At 52.7% G+C, this 12718-nt stretch carries 17 protein-coding genes; 5 read left to right on the plus strand and 12 right to left on the minus strand.

The window, feature by feature from the left end; genetic code table 11:
- Nucleotides 1-14: 14 nt before the first annotated feature.
- From yjgA to MWU62_RS10410, 12 genes are all read right to left on the minus strand, one after another.
- Entirely contained in the window at nt 15-542 is a 528-nt protein-coding gene (gene yjgA, locus MWU62_RS10355; protein ID WP_247114769.1) for a ribosome biogenesis factor YjgA, read from the minus strand.
- A 22-nt stretch (nt 543-564) separates the two neighbouring features.
- On the minus strand, nt 565-1926 hold the full coding sequence (gene mgtE / locus MWU62_RS10360) for a magnesium transporter (RefSeq protein ID WP_247114770.1): 1362 nt from the start codon (nt 1924-1926) through the stop codon (nt 565-567).
- A 116-nt stretch (nt 1927-2042) separates the two neighbouring features.
- On the minus strand, nt 2043-2312 hold the full coding sequence (locus MWU62_RS10365) for an HPr family phosphocarrier protein (RefSeq protein ID WP_200365066.1): 270 nt from the start codon (nt 2310-2312) through the stop codon (nt 2043-2045).
- A gap of 6 nt (nt 2313-2318) precedes the next feature.
- Nucleotides 2319-3203 (minus strand): RNase adapter RapZ, encoded by an 885-nt coding sequence (gene rapZ, locus MWU62_RS10370; RefSeq protein ID WP_247114771.1) that lies wholly within the window; start codon nt 3201-3203, stop codon nt 2319-2321.
- Between the two features lie 29 nt (nt 3204-3232).
- Nucleotides 3233-3703, minus strand: a complete 471-nt coding sequence (gene ptsN / locus MWU62_RS10375; RefSeq protein ID WP_200365061.1) for a PTS IIA-like nitrogen regulatory protein PtsN — start codon at nt 3701-3703, stop codon at nt 3233-3235.
- An 84-nt stretch (nt 3704-3787) separates the two neighbouring features.
- Nucleotides 3788-4096 carry a ribosome hibernation promoting factor gene (gene hpf / locus MWU62_RS10380; protein ID WP_247114772.1) on the minus strand — a complete coding sequence of 103 codons (309 nt, stop codon included), beginning with the start codon at nt 4094-4096 and terminating at the stop codon, nt 3788-3790.
- A 105-nt stretch (nt 4097-4201) separates the two neighbouring features.
- Entirely contained in the window at nt 4202-5731 is a 1530-nt protein-coding gene (locus MWU62_RS10385) for an RNA polymerase factor sigma-54 (RefSeq protein WP_247114773.1), read from the minus strand.
- A 178-nt stretch (nt 5732-5909) separates the two neighbouring features.
- Nucleotides 5910-6635: an LPS export ABC transporter ATP-binding protein gene (lptB, locus tag MWU62_RS10390; RefSeq protein WP_200365055.1), complete on the minus strand. Its 726-nt coding sequence runs from the start codon at nt 6633-6635 to the stop codon at nt 5910-5912.
- Nucleotides 6636-6662: 27 nt separating this feature from the next.
- Entirely contained in the window at nt 6663-7199 is a 537-nt protein-coding gene (gene lptA, locus MWU62_RS10395) for a lipopolysaccharide transport periplasmic protein LptA (RefSeq protein ID WP_247114774.1), read from the minus strand.
- Nucleotides 7183-7803, minus strand: coding sequence for an LPS export ABC transporter periplasmic protein LptC (gene lptC, locus MWU62_RS10400; RefSeq protein ID WP_247114775.1), 621 nt, complete (start codon nt 7801-7803; stop codon nt 7183-7185). The genes lptA and lptC overlap by 17 nt, the downstream gene beginning before the upstream one ends.
- 2 nt (nt 7804-7805) lie before the next feature.
- On the minus strand, nt 7806-8369 hold the full coding sequence (locus MWU62_RS10405; RefSeq protein ID WP_247114776.1) for an HAD hydrolase family protein: 564 nt from the start codon (nt 8367-8369) through the stop codon (nt 7806-7808).
- A 26-nt stretch (nt 8370-8395) separates the two neighbouring features.
- Nucleotides 8396-9376 (minus strand): KpsF/GutQ family sugar-phosphate isomerase, encoded by a 981-nt coding sequence (locus MWU62_RS10410; protein ID WP_247114777.1) that lies wholly within the window; start codon nt 9374-9376, stop codon nt 8396-8398.
- A gap of 266 nt (nt 9377-9642) precedes the next feature.
- On the opposite strand from MWU62_RS10410, the gene MWU62_RS10415 reads away from it, so the two are divergent.
- From MWU62_RS10415 to MWU62_RS10435, 5 genes are read left to right on the plus strand one after another with little or no spacing between them, the layout of a single operon-like run.
- Nucleotides 9643-10455 (plus strand): ATP-binding cassette domain-containing protein, encoded by an 813-nt coding sequence (locus tag MWU62_RS10415; RefSeq protein ID WP_247114778.1) that lies wholly within the window; start codon nt 9643-9645, stop codon nt 10453-10455.
- On the plus strand, nt 10452-11234 hold the full coding sequence (mlaE, locus tag MWU62_RS10420; RefSeq protein ID WP_247114779.1) for a lipid asymmetry maintenance ABC transporter permease subunit MlaE: 783 nt from the start codon (nt 10452-10454) through the stop codon (nt 11232-11234). The genes MWU62_RS10415 and mlaE overlap by 4 nt, the downstream gene beginning before the upstream one ends.
- Before the next feature lie 34 nt (nt 11235-11268).
- Nucleotides 11269-11718: an outer membrane lipid asymmetry maintenance protein MlaD gene (gene mlaD, locus MWU62_RS10425; protein WP_200365039.1), complete on the plus strand. Its 450-nt coding sequence runs from the start codon at nt 11269-11271 to the stop codon at nt 11716-11718.
- Between the two features lie 31 nt (nt 11719-11749).
- Nucleotides 11750-12403 (plus strand): ABC transporter substrate-binding protein, encoded by a 654-nt coding sequence (locus MWU62_RS10430; RefSeq protein WP_247114780.1) that lies wholly within the window; start codon nt 11750-11752, stop codon nt 12401-12403.
- Nucleotides 12400-12708 carry an STAS domain-containing protein gene (locus tag MWU62_RS10435; protein ID WP_247114781.1) on the plus strand — a complete coding sequence of 103 codons (309 nt, stop codon included), beginning with the start codon at nt 12400-12402 and terminating at the stop codon, nt 12706-12708. Before MWU62_RS10430 ends, MWU62_RS10435 begins: the two co-directional genes overlap by 4 nt.
- Nucleotides 12709-12718 lie beyond the last annotated feature (10 nt).

The raw sequence follows: 12718 nt of genomic DNA on the forward strand, positions 1-12718 counted from the left end.
CGACGCTGGCAGAATCAGGCCTCCGCTTCGTCAACGCACTCTCGCAAGTAGCGGAATAGCTTACGGGCTTGTCCGGTATTTTTCTGTTTTTCCATATCCTTGCGGGCATTGCGAACAAGGTTACGTAGGTGTTGTATGTCAGCATCGGGGCAGTAATTGAAAAATTCGCCAGCTACCGAGTCGCCCTCTGCAATCATGCGGTCGCGCCAACGCTCAGCCAAGTGGTGGCGGCGCGTGTGTTCCTCGCTCCCTGAATCGAAAGCATCAATAGCCCGTTCCACAGCCTCGGGATCGTCTTCTTGCCGGATAATTTTACCGATGTACTGCAGGTGGCGGCGCTTGGCCTCGTTTTGCTTGATCCTGCGGGACTCTTCAATAGCACTTCGAAGCGTATCACTGATCGTCAAGGTATCAAGCTGTTCGTTGCTCAGCTCCAGCATGCGCTTTCCAATACCTTGGAGTGCATGCATATCCCGTTTAAGTTGAGACTTGCTTGGGCCCGAGTATTGCGGCGCCTCGTCGTCTTGGTGTTCGTCGATCATGATTTCATCCAAATTTGCCGGTTCAGGCGTAAAAAATGGTCGCAAGGCCGAGAAAAGACATAAACCCGACCACATCTGTGACGGTTGTCAGTATAACGCTGCCTGCCAGTGCTGGGTCGATATTACGGGATTTTAGGAACAGTGGCAGCACTGTGCCCACAAGCGCCGCGGCAACCAGATTAATAATCAGTGCGGCAGCAATAATGGCGCCTATCATTAAGTCCTGAAACCATATGGTAGCAGCCGCGGCCACCACGCCTGCCCAGAGCATGCCGTTGAGAATACCGGAAAGAAACTCTCGGTTCAGCAGCCAGCCCACGTTGGTGCCGCTGATTTGGCCAACCGCCATGCCCCTAATCACCAGTGTTAAGGTCTGGCTACCCGCGATTCCGCCCATGCTCGCCACAATGGGCATGAGCACCGCCAGCGCAACCACCTTCTCAATCGTGTCTTCAAACAGGCCAATCACGCCAGAAGCAATAAAAGCGGTTAGCAGGTTAACGCCCAACCAGACTGCCCTGCGGCGGGTTGTTTTCCAAACTGGCGCGAAGGTATCTTCATCGTCATCAAGACCGGCCATGCTCATCAACGAATGGTCTGCGTCTTCTCGGATAACATCTACCACGTCATCGATAGTGATTCGGCCTAGCAGGTGCCCCTCCTGATTCACCACCGGCGCGGAGATAAGGTCATAGCGCTCGAACAGGGTGGCTACCTTGGTATCCGAAAGTGTGACGGGTATGGGTTCAATGTCGGTATCCATTACCTCGCGAACGGTGGCCGCCTGATTGGAAACAAGCATTTTGGTAATAGACAGCATACCGATGAACTCGTCGCGTCGGCTTACTACAATCAGGCTGTCGGTCATCGGGGGCAGGGCGCGATGACGACGAAGGTAACGTAATACGACGTCGATACTGATATCAGGGCGGACAGTGATGGTGTCCGTATTCATCAGGCCGCCGGCAGTGTCCTCGGGGTAGGATAGGACTTCCTCAACCCGCTGCCGGTCTTGGTCATCCATGGTGTCCAGAACTTCTTGGATGACTTTGTCTGGCAGCTGTTGCAGAAGGTCGGCGAGATCGTCCGACTCGAAGTCTTCAATGATATCCGCCAGTTCCTGAGCGTTCAGTCGGCTTAGGTATTCGGCGCGAATATCCTCGTTAAGATACTGAAGAACATCGCCTTCCAGCTGCTTATCGACCAGGTTCCAGAGCAGGGCTCTCTGGCGCGGTGGCGATGACTCCAGTAGGTGAGCAATATCGCTGGGGCTCAGACCGCCGTTGAGAATGCGGGCGACCTGCTTCAGCGCGCCACTATCTAGCGCTTCACTCAGTGAGCGTAAACGTTGGCGGGCTTGGCTTTTTTCCAGAATATCGGACATGAATCACCTACAGTCAGAAAACGCCTGCATTATAGCGGAGTTAGCCGGTGCACGTGAGAAAGAGTTATAGGAATGTATCGGAGTAAAGAGGCAGGGTGACGCAAAAAAAGAGCGGTTTACTCGCCTTCGCCAAAATAGTCATTAATCAATTCGGACAAAGCCTCAATCGCTTTTTGCTCATCCGGCCCATCGGCCACCAATTCCACTTCGGTACCTTTGCTGGCGGCGAGCATCATCACCTGCATGATGTTTTTAGCATCCACCTCGCGGCCTTTACCACAAACCTTAACGGAGCTGTCGAACTGCGACGCGGTGGCTACCAACTTCGCAGTAGCCCGAGCGTGTAAGCCAAGCTTGTTAATAATTACAATGGGGTGACGTATCACGGTAAATCAGACCTCATTTCTGGCCTGCAGGTGGGGCAATTCGGTATGGCGTACTTGCACATTGCTGGAGTGCTCGCTGAAGTGCTGTTCCAATTGCTCGCAAATATACACAGAACGGTGTTGGCCGCCCGTACAACCAATGGAAATGGTCATGTAGCTGCGGTTGCTGTCAGCGAAGGCCGGTATCCAGTTTTCCAGAAACGCAATCAGGTCGTTCACCATTTTACGGCTAGCGGATTCGTTCTCGAGAAACTCGATAACCGGCTGGTCCAGACCTGTAAACTTGCGCAGGCTGGTGTCCCAGTAGGGGTTCGGCAAACACCGAACATCAAATACATAATCCGAATCCAGAGGCACGCCGTGTTTAAACCCGAAGGACTGGAACAGTAGCGCCAGCTCCTGATCTTTTCGGCCAGCAACCCGCTGCTTCACCATATCCCGAAGCTCGTACATCGACAGACCGATGGTGTTGATGTACAAATCTGAAAGTTTTGAAAGCGGTTCGAGCAGATCTTTTTCGTTGGTAATGGCTTCTCTTAGGGAAGTCTTGTCGTCGCTCAGCGGGTGCTTCCGCCGCGTGGCGTGGAATCGTTGCAGCAGAGACTGCTCGTCAGCGTCAAGGTAGATGATCTCTACCTGAATCTCTTCTTTGCGGAGCTTGCGGTAGATCTCCTCAAAATTAGCCAGCTCGCCAGACAGATTACGGGCATCAATGCTGACGGCCATCTTATCGAGCCGCCCTGGCGCGCTCTGATTTGCGGCTTCCCGTGTAAGAGGGAACAGAAGCCCGATAGGTAAGTTATCAATGCAGTAGAATCCCAGATCCTCCAGCACGTGAAGAGCGGTACTCTTGCCGGAGCCAGACCGGCCACTGACGATGATCAGCTTCATGGTGAAACAGCCTGTTGCCAGAGTGAATATCAGCCGCTTGTTGCGGTCATGCGTTGGTAAAGCGTTTGCGCATCTTCGCACTGTCGAAGACTGTCGCAAAATGTGCGCTCGTTGAACTTTTCGGCGAGTTGGCTCAGTAACTCAAGGTGCTCGCTGGTGGCTTCTTTGGGCACAACAAGTGCAAATACAAGATCAACCGGCTGGTTATCGATTGCATCAAAATCAACGGCCTCTTCCAAAGTCATCAATACGCCGATGACTTGCTCAAGCCCTTCCAGACGGCAGTGGGGAATCGCGATCCCCTGGCCGATTCCGGTGCTACCAAGTCGCTCGCGAGCAATCAGATTGTTGAAAATCTGGCCTTCGCTAACAACATCATTGTGCTGGCGAATCTGCTCTGCAATGAATTCCAGAACCCGCTTTTTACTGGATGCGGGTACCTTGCATAGCGTCAGTTCCGGCGCAAGGATATTGTCTATTGTTAGGGATGTGTCGCTCATGAATCGACCGCGCTTCCGTTAAAAAAGCTGCGACACGTTGCTCGCGCCGCAGCCTGATTAGATGACATGCCTGAAAACTATCGCCTAGCGGGCGGTGTTTCCCTGCATCCTGTCCAAATTTTTCTCTTTATGCTTGATGATCTGTCGATCAAGCTTGTCGACGAGGCCATCGATTGCCGCATACATATCTTCATTTTCAGCTTTTGCGTGGATTTCACCACCCACCACGTGGAGCGTCGCATCTGCAATCTGTCGAACCTTATCCACTTCCAGTGTCACCTGGCAGTTACTGATGTGGTCGAAGTGCCGCTCAAGTCGTTCAAATTTTTCAGCTACATAGTCTTTCAGGGCTGGAGTCAATTCTACGTGATGGCCTGAAATATTGAGTTGCATAGACGTCTCCTATTGTCATCCGTTCCGGCTTTAGTGGCCGGCCTGAGTGCCGGAGCATGGCTGCACCAGCGAAAAATCCACGTAAATCTATTTTCGGTGCCGGGTTTAAACCAGTCGCTTACGCTCGTTGGAAGGCGGAATGTGCATCGCCTCACGGTACTTTGCAACCGTACGCCTTGCCACCTTAATTCCCTGTTCTCCCAGCATGGCTGCAATTTTGCTATCACTCAATGGCTTTTTTGGTGTTTCTGCCGCGATCAATTTTTTGATCATGGCACGGATAGCCGTTGATGAGCATTCTCCACCTTCATCGGTACTGACGTGGCTGGAGAAGAAATACTTTAGCTCGAATACACCTCTAGGTGTGTGCATGTATTTCTGCGTGGTTACACGAGAAATCGTCGATTCATGCATTTCCACAAGCTGGGCGATATCCGAGAGAATCAGCGGCTTCATTGCCTCTTCGCCGTGATCTAGAAAACCTTGTTGGTACTCCACAATTCGGGTTGCAACTTTCAACAAGGTTTCGTTGCGGCTTTGCAGGCTTTTGATAAACCACTTTGCTTCCTGAAGCTGGTCGCGTAGGTAAGTATTGTCAGCACTGCTGTCCGCACGTTTTATTAATGAAGCATAGCTGGCATTCACGCGTATGCGTGGTGCAATTTCAGGATTTAGCTCGACTCGCCAGCGGTCATTGTGTTTGCGCACAATAACATCCGGAATTACGTAGTCCGGCTCAGTGCGGTCAATGATGTCTCCCGGGCGTGGGTTGAGGCTAGTTATCAGCGCGAGTACATCGCGTAGCTGGTCTTCTTTTAGGCGGCTGCGGCGCAGTAGTTGGGCGTAGTCTCGGTTGCCTAGAAGGTTTATGTAATGGGTGATGACCAGTCGCGCCTGAGCGAGCCACGGGGTTTCTGGCGGCAGTTGGTTTAGCTGAATCAGCAGGCAGTCCTGAAGATCTCGGGCGAAGACCCCGGGTGGATCAAAGTACTGCAGCCTGCGTAACACGGCCTCTACCTCGTCTAGCTCCAGTGGGTCTGCATCTGTATCGTCAGCCAACCCGCTGTAGATTTCCTCTACCGAGCTTGTGAGGTAGCCTTGCTCGTCTACGGCGTCCATGAGCGCATGGGCAATGGCTTGATCACGTTCGCTCAAAGGCGTGAGGTTTAGTTGCCACTCAAGATGGTCTCTTAGGGTTTCGCTAGGGGAGTTGCGGGTCTCGAAATCGTGATCGCTTTCGTCTTCGTTGCGCGCTGCCGGGGTAGGGGCAGACTGATAAATATCGTCCCAAGCAGTATCAACCGGAAGGTCGTCTGGAATGGTGTCGGGAATATCGTTTTCAGATTGCCAGTCAGGACCGTTTTCGCTCTCATCCCAGTCCGAGCCGGATGCATCTGTTACCGGTTCGGATGAGCTCTCGTCCGAGGTTTGGTCCTGATTCTGCTCGCCGTCGGCAGCAGGCATATCGACTTGATCGTCGTCTTCTTGGGATTCCAGCAGGGGATTGGATTCCAGAGCTTGCTGGATTTCCTGCTGAAGGTCGAGTGTTGATAACTGTAGAAGCCTGATCGCCTGCTGCAGCTGGGGCGTCATTGTCAGGCTCTGACCCAGCTTTAATTGTAATGAGGCTTTCATAACCATTGCTCAGTATCCGTCACTAATACCCACTCCGAATTTCTTGCATTGGCAAAAAGTCTTTGTATGTCGGCTACTTGCCGCCACCTAAGTATACCCTAGCAAGTTCTCTGCCGAGTTTACTTGCTCCGGGTCAGCAAAACAATCGAGCGGTCGTTCTGTCGCAGCGAAAACCAAGCTACAGGCGAAACTCGTTGCCAAGATAGACTTCTTTAACCAGTTGGTTGGCAAGAATGGTTTCGGAGTTCCCAGAGGCGATAATGTGTCCGCCAGAGACAATATAGGCGTTCTCGCAAATATCCAGCGTTTCCCGAACGTTGTGGTCGGTTATCAACACGCCAATGCCTTTGTCCCGCAAGTGGCGGATAATCTGTTTGATGTCACTGACGGAGATAGGATCCACGCCTGCAAATGGTTCGTCCAGTAGAATAAAGGCAGGCTCCATTGCCAGAGCCCGGGCAATCTCTACACGTCGCCGCTCACCGCCAGAAAGTGCCATGCCCAGACTGTCGCGGATATGGGTAATGTGGAACTCTTCCAGCAGTTGTTCAAGCTTGCTCAAACGCTCGGCCCGAGTGAGCTTCTTGCGAGTTTCGAGAATTGCCATAATGTTGTCCCGCACCGACAGCTTTCGGAACACCGACGCCTCTTGCGGCAGATAGCCAATCCCTTTGCGCGCCCGGCCATGCATGGGGAGAGGTGTAATATCTTGGCTGTCGATGGTTATACGGCCGTTATCAGCGTTTACTAGCCCTACAATCATGTAAAAGCATGTGGTTTTGCCTGCGCCATTGGGACCAAGCAAGCCGACGATTTCACCGCTGCGAATTTCCAGCGAAACATCGATAACCACTTTTTTTTGCTTGTAGCTTTTCGCCAAGTTGCTCGCTCTGAGAACTGCCATCGGATTCCTGTTTACTGTGATCAGCTGTTATTGGGTGGAGCCGGAGCTGTTGCCGCGGGGCTGGATAATCATCTCGACCCGGCCCGAGCCGCCACCGGTATCCTCACCGCCCTCTGCGGTAACCACGCGTTGCTCGGTGTCATAGCGAATAATATCGCCACGGAATATATTGCCATTTTGCTCAATTACAGCCTCTCGTTCAAAGATGAGCTGCTTGTCAGTGGCTGACCAGACAATGTTTCGGGCTCTGGCATCGGTTTCACCCTCGCCGCCGGCAACCGGTTGCTGGTAGCGGGCAGGGGAACCGTTGGCCTCGATGCGGTTGAGACCTTCGGCGCTGCGGTACAGCACGACCCGCTCAGCAGTAAGCCGGGTACTGCCTTGTGCCAGTTCAACCGCCCCGGTGTATGTGGCAATGCCCTGACCGTCGTCGAGCCGGGCGCTGTCGGCACTGACTGTGATTGGCTGATCGGAATCAAGATCAAAAGCCATTGCAGGGCTGGCAAGGCCTACAGCCAGAAAGGCCGCCAGAAGCTTGCGCATAAGATTATTGAGCGGTTTCATAGCGTCCTTTTACCTGAGAGTTGAGCTCCAGAATTCGTTCGTCGATCCACGCTTTCATTCCCGTCGCGCTTGTGGTGCCAACGCTGTCTGTAATTTCAACAGGGTCGCCGGTGTACACCGTGCCTTTCTTGTTGTCTAAGGTAAGGCTCTCGGTTTTGAGTGTAGCTTCCCGTTCTCCAATTGTTCGCACGACACTAACCTTCCCAGTGAGATAAAGCTGGTCTTCGTTTTGTCGCAGCTTGCCGTTTTCAGCATTCAGAACCCAAGGCCCTTCTCCTGTGGTGCCAAACAGTTCTGCTCTGGGAAATTCCATAGTGGCCAAATTTCCCTCTTCAAACTGTTCTATTCGCGGGCTTGTAAAAACGATCTTGCGATTGCCAGCTTCATCGTATGATGTGTAGCTGCCATTGATGACAAAACCGTCTGGCTCAGCGTCACCTCGGAGCTTTTTTGCGTCACTGTAGCTGCTAAGCGGTGGTTCATCGCTTTGCCAAAGCAGAAAAAAAGTGGCGGCAATGGTTACTGCCAAGCCAAGCATGCGCAATCTTGGCTTGTTTGCCAGAGCCGGTTTTGAGAGGCGGCTACTTTTGGCGCTTTCAGCCATGCTTACGGCTCCAAGTACGGTGTCAGGGTTGCATTTAGGTGCCCGCCGGCTGTCAACAGTAGGTCGCAGAGTTCGCGCACTGCACCCTGCCCTCCGCTGGCCTGAGTGCAGTAATCCGCATGCTCTTTGATCAGCCAATAACCGTTGGGTACCGTCACCCCTAAGCTGGCATAGCGAATGGCGGGTAAGTCCGGAAGATCGTCGCCCATGTAGGCAATGGCATCCGGTGCCATGTTCAGAGCGCTGGCCAGCTCTTCAAGTGCGACCTTCTTATCTTCACGCCCTTGCATTAAATGGGTGATTTTCAGGTCTGACATGCGCTTTTCAGTTAAGGGCGAGCTGCGGCCGGTAATGACCGCCACGGTGATCCCGGCGGCCATTAGCTGTTTCAGGCCAAGTCCATCCAGAATATTGAAGCCTTTAAGTTCGTCGCCTGTCGCGCTGAAGTAGACCGTGCCATCACTCATGATGCCGTCAACGTCCAAGGCAAGCAGCTTTATGCCTGCCGCTTTCGCAAGTAGCGGTTCTGGCCAGATATCTTCCAGCGGGCTTTTCAGTTCTGCCATGATGTTGCCCTTTTGATTTGTGTTTCTCAGATAACACCGGCGCGCAGCAGGTCATGCATGTTGATGGCTCCAACAAGAGCACCGCTTCCGTCAGTAACAGGGAGTGCACTGATTTTTAAGCCTTCCATAATGTTAAGCGCTTCAGCAGCCAGTTGATCCGCTTGGATGGTTTTACCATTTTGCGTCATTACATCCCGTATAGGGGTAGTGTGAACGTCAATGGATTTGTCCAGTGTGCGGCGAAGATCGCCGTCTGTGAAAATTCCGGTCATGGTGCCGGTGGCGTTCACTACCGTGGTCATGCCCAGACCCTTTCGGGATATCTCCAGCAAAGCGCCGCTGAGGGTAGTGTCTTCATCAACCATGGGAATGCGGTCACCAACGTGCATGATGTCTGATACCCTTAGGAGAAGCTTCCGCCCCAGACTACCGCCCGGGTGCGAGAACGCAAAGTCTTCTGCGCTGAATCCCCGAGCTTCAAGCAACGCCACCGCTAAAGCATCGCCCATTACCAGCGTAGCAGTGGTGCTGGACGTCGGCGCCAAGCCAAGCGGACAAGCCTCTGTTTTAACGCTGACATCCAAATTCGCCACAGCCTCTTTAGCCAGTGTGGAATCCGGATTGCCTGTCATGCTGATTAAGGGCGCGCCCATCCGTTTGATAAGTGGCAAAATGGTAACCACTTCGCTGGTGTTGCCGCTGTTCGAAATGGCAATAACCACGTCTTGGCTGGTAATCATTCCCATGTCGCCGTGGCTGGCTTCACCTGGGTGAACAAAAAAAGAGGGGGTGCCAGTGCTGGCAAGCGTGGCTGCAATCTTATGGCCAATATGGCCGGATTTACCCATGCCTGTAACAACAACACGGCCCCTGCATGCCATGATAACTTCACAGGCACGAACAAAATGATGGTCTACGCGGTTTTCTAGGGCGCTAATGGCGTCACGCTCAATGCGTATGGCTTGAAGTGCAGAGTTCCGGAAATCCTGTGCTTTGAGTTCAGTCATTGGGCGAAGGGCCTGCTTTCTCGTTAATGCTTTCTAATTGAAAGACGGGAGCGCGATTCGGTTGAAGGAGTATAACATTTCCCGCGGGTTGAGCAGTTCGGTTACGGTAAGTTCAGCGAAATTGATCATTGCTATCAATTCATTTTGGGAACCATAGATTGAGCTTGAAGGCTCCTTCGCATAATGTAGCCGCTCCCCCAAAGCGAAGCGTTATCGATTCAATAGCAAGTTACGGGGTGGAAGCTAAGGGCTTAAAGGTAAGAGCTATGGGTTTGGGTTCGTACATATCATTAAAAGACGTTGTGTTTTCCCGCTCAGGGCGCCGAATTTTTAACGGTGTGACTGTGGATATTCCCCGTGGAAAAATCACCGCCATTATGGGGCCAAGTGGCAGTGGGAAAACCACCCTGTTGCGCCTAATAGGTGGCCAGCTGCGGCAAGATTCCGGGAGTTTAACGGTGGATGGTCACGCGATCTCCGAACTTCGCCGCAAGGAGCTTTATAAGTTTCGGGAAAAAATGGGCATGCTGTTTCAAAGTGGTGCGCTGTTTACTGATCTGAGCGTGTACGAGAATGTGGCCTTCCCGATGCGAGTGCACACTAAGCTGCCGGAAGACATGATAAACGACATAGTGTTGATGAAGCTCGAAGCTGTTGGATTGCGCGGTGCCCGCAAGCTTATGCCCTCAGAACTTTCCGGCGGTATGAATCGGCGCGTGGCACTTGCTCGTAGTATTGCGCTGGATCCTGAGCTGATTATGTACGATGAACCCTTTGCCGGGCAGGACCCGATTGGCATGGGTGTGCTGGTAAAACTCATTCGTGATCTCAACAGCTCCATGGGGCTTACCAGCGTTCTGGTCTCCCACGATGTGAAAGAGTCTCTCAGTATCTGCCACTACGCTTGCATTATTGCGGACGGAAAAGTGATCGGAACCGGAACGCCGGAAGAGCTTCAGACGCACCCGTCGGAACAGGTGCAGCAGTTTTTAAACGGGCATCCTGACGGCCCAGTGCCGTTCCATTATCCATCTTCTGCGGCCGCCGAAGACTTCGGGCTAGCCGGAGGTGTTTCGTGATTGACAGAATCGCGTCCTTCGGGCGCAGCGGCATAAGCTTTGTTATATCTATCGGGCGCGCTGGCCGGTTTCTAGGAGGAGTGCTTTCAGGCGTTCCTCGCCCGGTAACGGGCTTCCCGCTCTTGTTGAAACAGTTGTACTCGGTTGGCGTGCTTTCGCTGGCTATCATTGTTGTTTCCGGCTTATTTATCGGTATGGTGCTGGGCCTTCAGGGCTACACCATACTTAGTGATTTTGGCTCCGAAGCCGCTATCGGTCAGATGATTGCGCTTACTTTGGTGCGGGAACTTGGGCCCGTAGTGACGGCGTTGCTATTTGCTGGCCGCGCAGGTTCTGCGCTGACTGCTGAAATCGGCCTAATGAAAGCCACAGAGCAGCTCTCCAGTATGGAAATGATGGGTGTAGACCCGTTGCGCCGGGTTATCGCCCCAAGGCTCTGGGCGGGTTTTATAGCTATGCCGGTATTGGCTATCATTTTTTCAATGGTAGGCATTTGGGGTGGCATGTTGGTTGGCGTTGAGTGGCTTGGTGTTTTTGAAGGCTCCTACTGGGGCAACATGCAGGCCTCTGTGGACTTCCGGGATGATGTTATAAACGGCGTGATAAAAAGCGTTGTCTTCGGTTTTGTTTGTGCCTGGATTGCTGTTTACCAAGGCTACGACTGTGTGCCCACCTCTGCGGGAATCAGCTCTGCCACCACAAAAACGGTGGTCTATTCCTCGCTGGCTGTGTTGGGTCTGGATTTTGTGCTGACTGCCGTAATGTTCGGCAACTTCTGATTAACGATTGACGAGATAACACCGGGAGCCGGTAATGACACAAAGAACAACGGATATTGCAGTTGGGCTGTTTATGCTTGCCGGGTTGGCTGCGCTACTGTTTTTGGCGCTGCAGGTAAGTGGGTTATCACCCAAGTCGGCCAAAAGCACCTATACCGTTTATGCTGACTTTAACGACACCGGCGGTATCACGCCCCGTGGCAGGGTTTCTATGGCAGGTGTAACCGTCGGTAGTATCGACTCCATTACCCTGAACAAAGAAACCTTTCAGGCGCGGGTTGCCATGTCCATTCACGGCGAAGTGGACAATATTCCGGCAGATAGCGCCGCAGTAATACGTACATCCGGTCTGCTGGGTGAGCAGTACATTGATATATCTATTGGCGGTGACATGGACTCCCTCAAGCCGGGTGACACGTTTTACGCCACTCAGTCTGCTATGAACATTGAGCGACTGATCAGCAATTTTGCGTCTGGCAAATAAGCCAGTTGAGCACCAGAGCAGGAGAAGCCAGATGATTGCATTTACACAACGATTTTTTCTCGCCCTGACACTGATGGCGTTTTGTGTGGCATCGGTTCAGGCAGGTCCGGAAGAAGATTTACAGCAGTACGTAGACGAAAATACCCAGCGGTTAGTGGATAAGCTCATGTCTGAGCGCGGGCTTTATGAGCGAGATCCCGAAGCGTTTTATCAAAATATGGATGAAGCGTTAGACGGTTTTGTTGATTTCCGCCGAATTGCAGCGCGAGTTATGGGCCGCTATGCCCGCCAAACCACCCCCGAACAACGGGATGAGTTTGTGGCCAAATTTAAGCGCAGCCTTTTCGACAGCTACGCGCAGGCGCTGGTGAGCGCTGAAAATTTTAAGATCAACGTGAACGATGCCACGATTAACCCACAGGACGACAACCGCGCTTCTGTGGCCATGGAAGTGATTACCGCTTCCGGAAACCGTCATTCAGTTACCTATTCCATGTACCGCAAGGAAGATAGTAATTGGATGATGGAAAATGTGATTGTTGAAGGTGTGAATATCGGGCTAGCCTTCCGGGACCGTTTTACCCAAGAGATGGAAGCCAACCGTGGACAGGTTCAGGTGGTGATTGATGGGTGGAGCGACGCCGTGAAATCACTCAACCTGGAAGACGAAATGGATAAGTCATGAGCACTGGAGCCCCGAGTGTTCAGCTGGAGGCAGGCGTACTGTTTGTCTCCGGCGCGATCGATGCCCATAACGTCGCGCCAATGCGCGCAGAGGGCGAGCGCCTGATTGCAGCCGCCAGCGAGGGGCTAGAGGTGGATCTGGCGGGCTTGGCTACGACCCACAGTGTTATCCTCTCAATGCTTCTTTGCTGGGCTCGGCTGGCGGAAAAGCAGGGCGTTTCTATATCTTTCACTGGTGCGCCTGATCGTCTCGTTTCGCTTGCCGCTTTGAGCAACCTCGCGGATTGGTTACAATCCCGCCCCTGATTTCATAAAT

The organism is Marinobacter sp. S6332 (assembly GCF_023016045.1).
Lineage (GTDB): Bacteria > Pseudomonadota > Gammaproteobacteria > Pseudomonadales > Oleiphilaceae > Marinobacter.

What these genes read in the sequence shown, in the direction of transcription:
- yjgA (WP_247114769.1), bottom strand. Translation starts at nt 542, where the DNA reads ATGATCGACGAACACCAAGACGACGAGGCGCCGCAATACTCGGGCCCA.
- mgtE (WP_247114770.1), bottom strand. Translation starts at nt 1,926, where the DNA reads ATGTCCGATATTCTGGAAAAAAGCCAAGCCCGCCAACGTTTACGCTCA.
- rapZ (WP_247114771.1), bottom strand. Translation starts at nt 3,203, where the DNA reads ATGAAGCTGATCATCGTCAGTGGCCGGTCTGGCTCCGGCAAGAGTACC.
- ptsN (WP_200365061.1), bottom strand. Translation starts at nt 3,703, where the DNA reads ATGAGCGACACATCCCTAACAATAGACAATATCCTTGCGCCGGAACTG.
- hpf (WP_247114772.1), bottom strand. Translation starts at nt 4,096, where the DNA reads ATGCAACTCAATATTTCAGGCCATCACGTAGAATTGACTCCAGCCCTG.
- MWU62_RS10385 (WP_247114773.1), bottom strand. Translation starts at nt 5,731, where the DNA reads ATGAAAGCCTCATTACAATTAAAGCTGGGTCAGAGCCTGACAATGACG.
- lptB (WP_200365055.1), bottom strand. Translation starts at nt 6,635, where the DNA reads ATGGCAGTTCTCAGAGCGAGCAACTTGGCGAAAAGCTACAAGCAAAAA.
- lptA (WP_247114774.1), bottom strand. Translation starts at nt 7,199, where the DNA reads ATGAAACCGCTCAATAATCTTATGCGCAAGCTTCTGGCGGCCTTTCTG.
- lptC (WP_247114775.1), bottom strand. Translation starts at nt 7,803, where the DNA reads ATGGCTGAAAGCGCCAAAAGTAGCCGCCTCTCAAAACCGGCTCTGGCA.
- MWU62_RS10405 (WP_247114776.1), bottom strand. Translation starts at nt 8,369, where the DNA reads ATGGCAGAACTGAAAAGCCCGCTGGAAGATATCTGGCCAGAACCGCTA.
- MWU62_RS10410 (WP_247114777.1), bottom strand. Translation starts at nt 9,376, where the DNA reads ATGACTGAACTCAAAGCACAGGATTTCCGGAACTCTGCACTTCAAGCC.
- MWU62_RS10415 (WP_247114778.1), top strand. Translation starts at nt 9,643, where the DNA reads ATGGGTTTGGGTTCGTACATATCATTAAAAGACGTTGTGTTTTCCCGC.
- mlaD (WP_200365039.1), top strand. Translation starts at nt 11,269, where the DNA reads ATGACACAAAGAACAACGGATATTGCAGTTGGGCTGTTTATGCTTGCC.
- MWU62_RS10430 (WP_247114780.1), top strand. Translation starts at nt 11,750, where the DNA reads ATGATTGCATTTACACAACGATTTTTTCTCGCCCTGACACTGATGGCG.
- MWU62_RS10435 (WP_247114781.1), top strand. Translation starts at nt 12,400, where the DNA reads ATGAGCACTGGAGCCCCGAGTGTTCAGCTGGAGGCAGGCGTACTGTTT.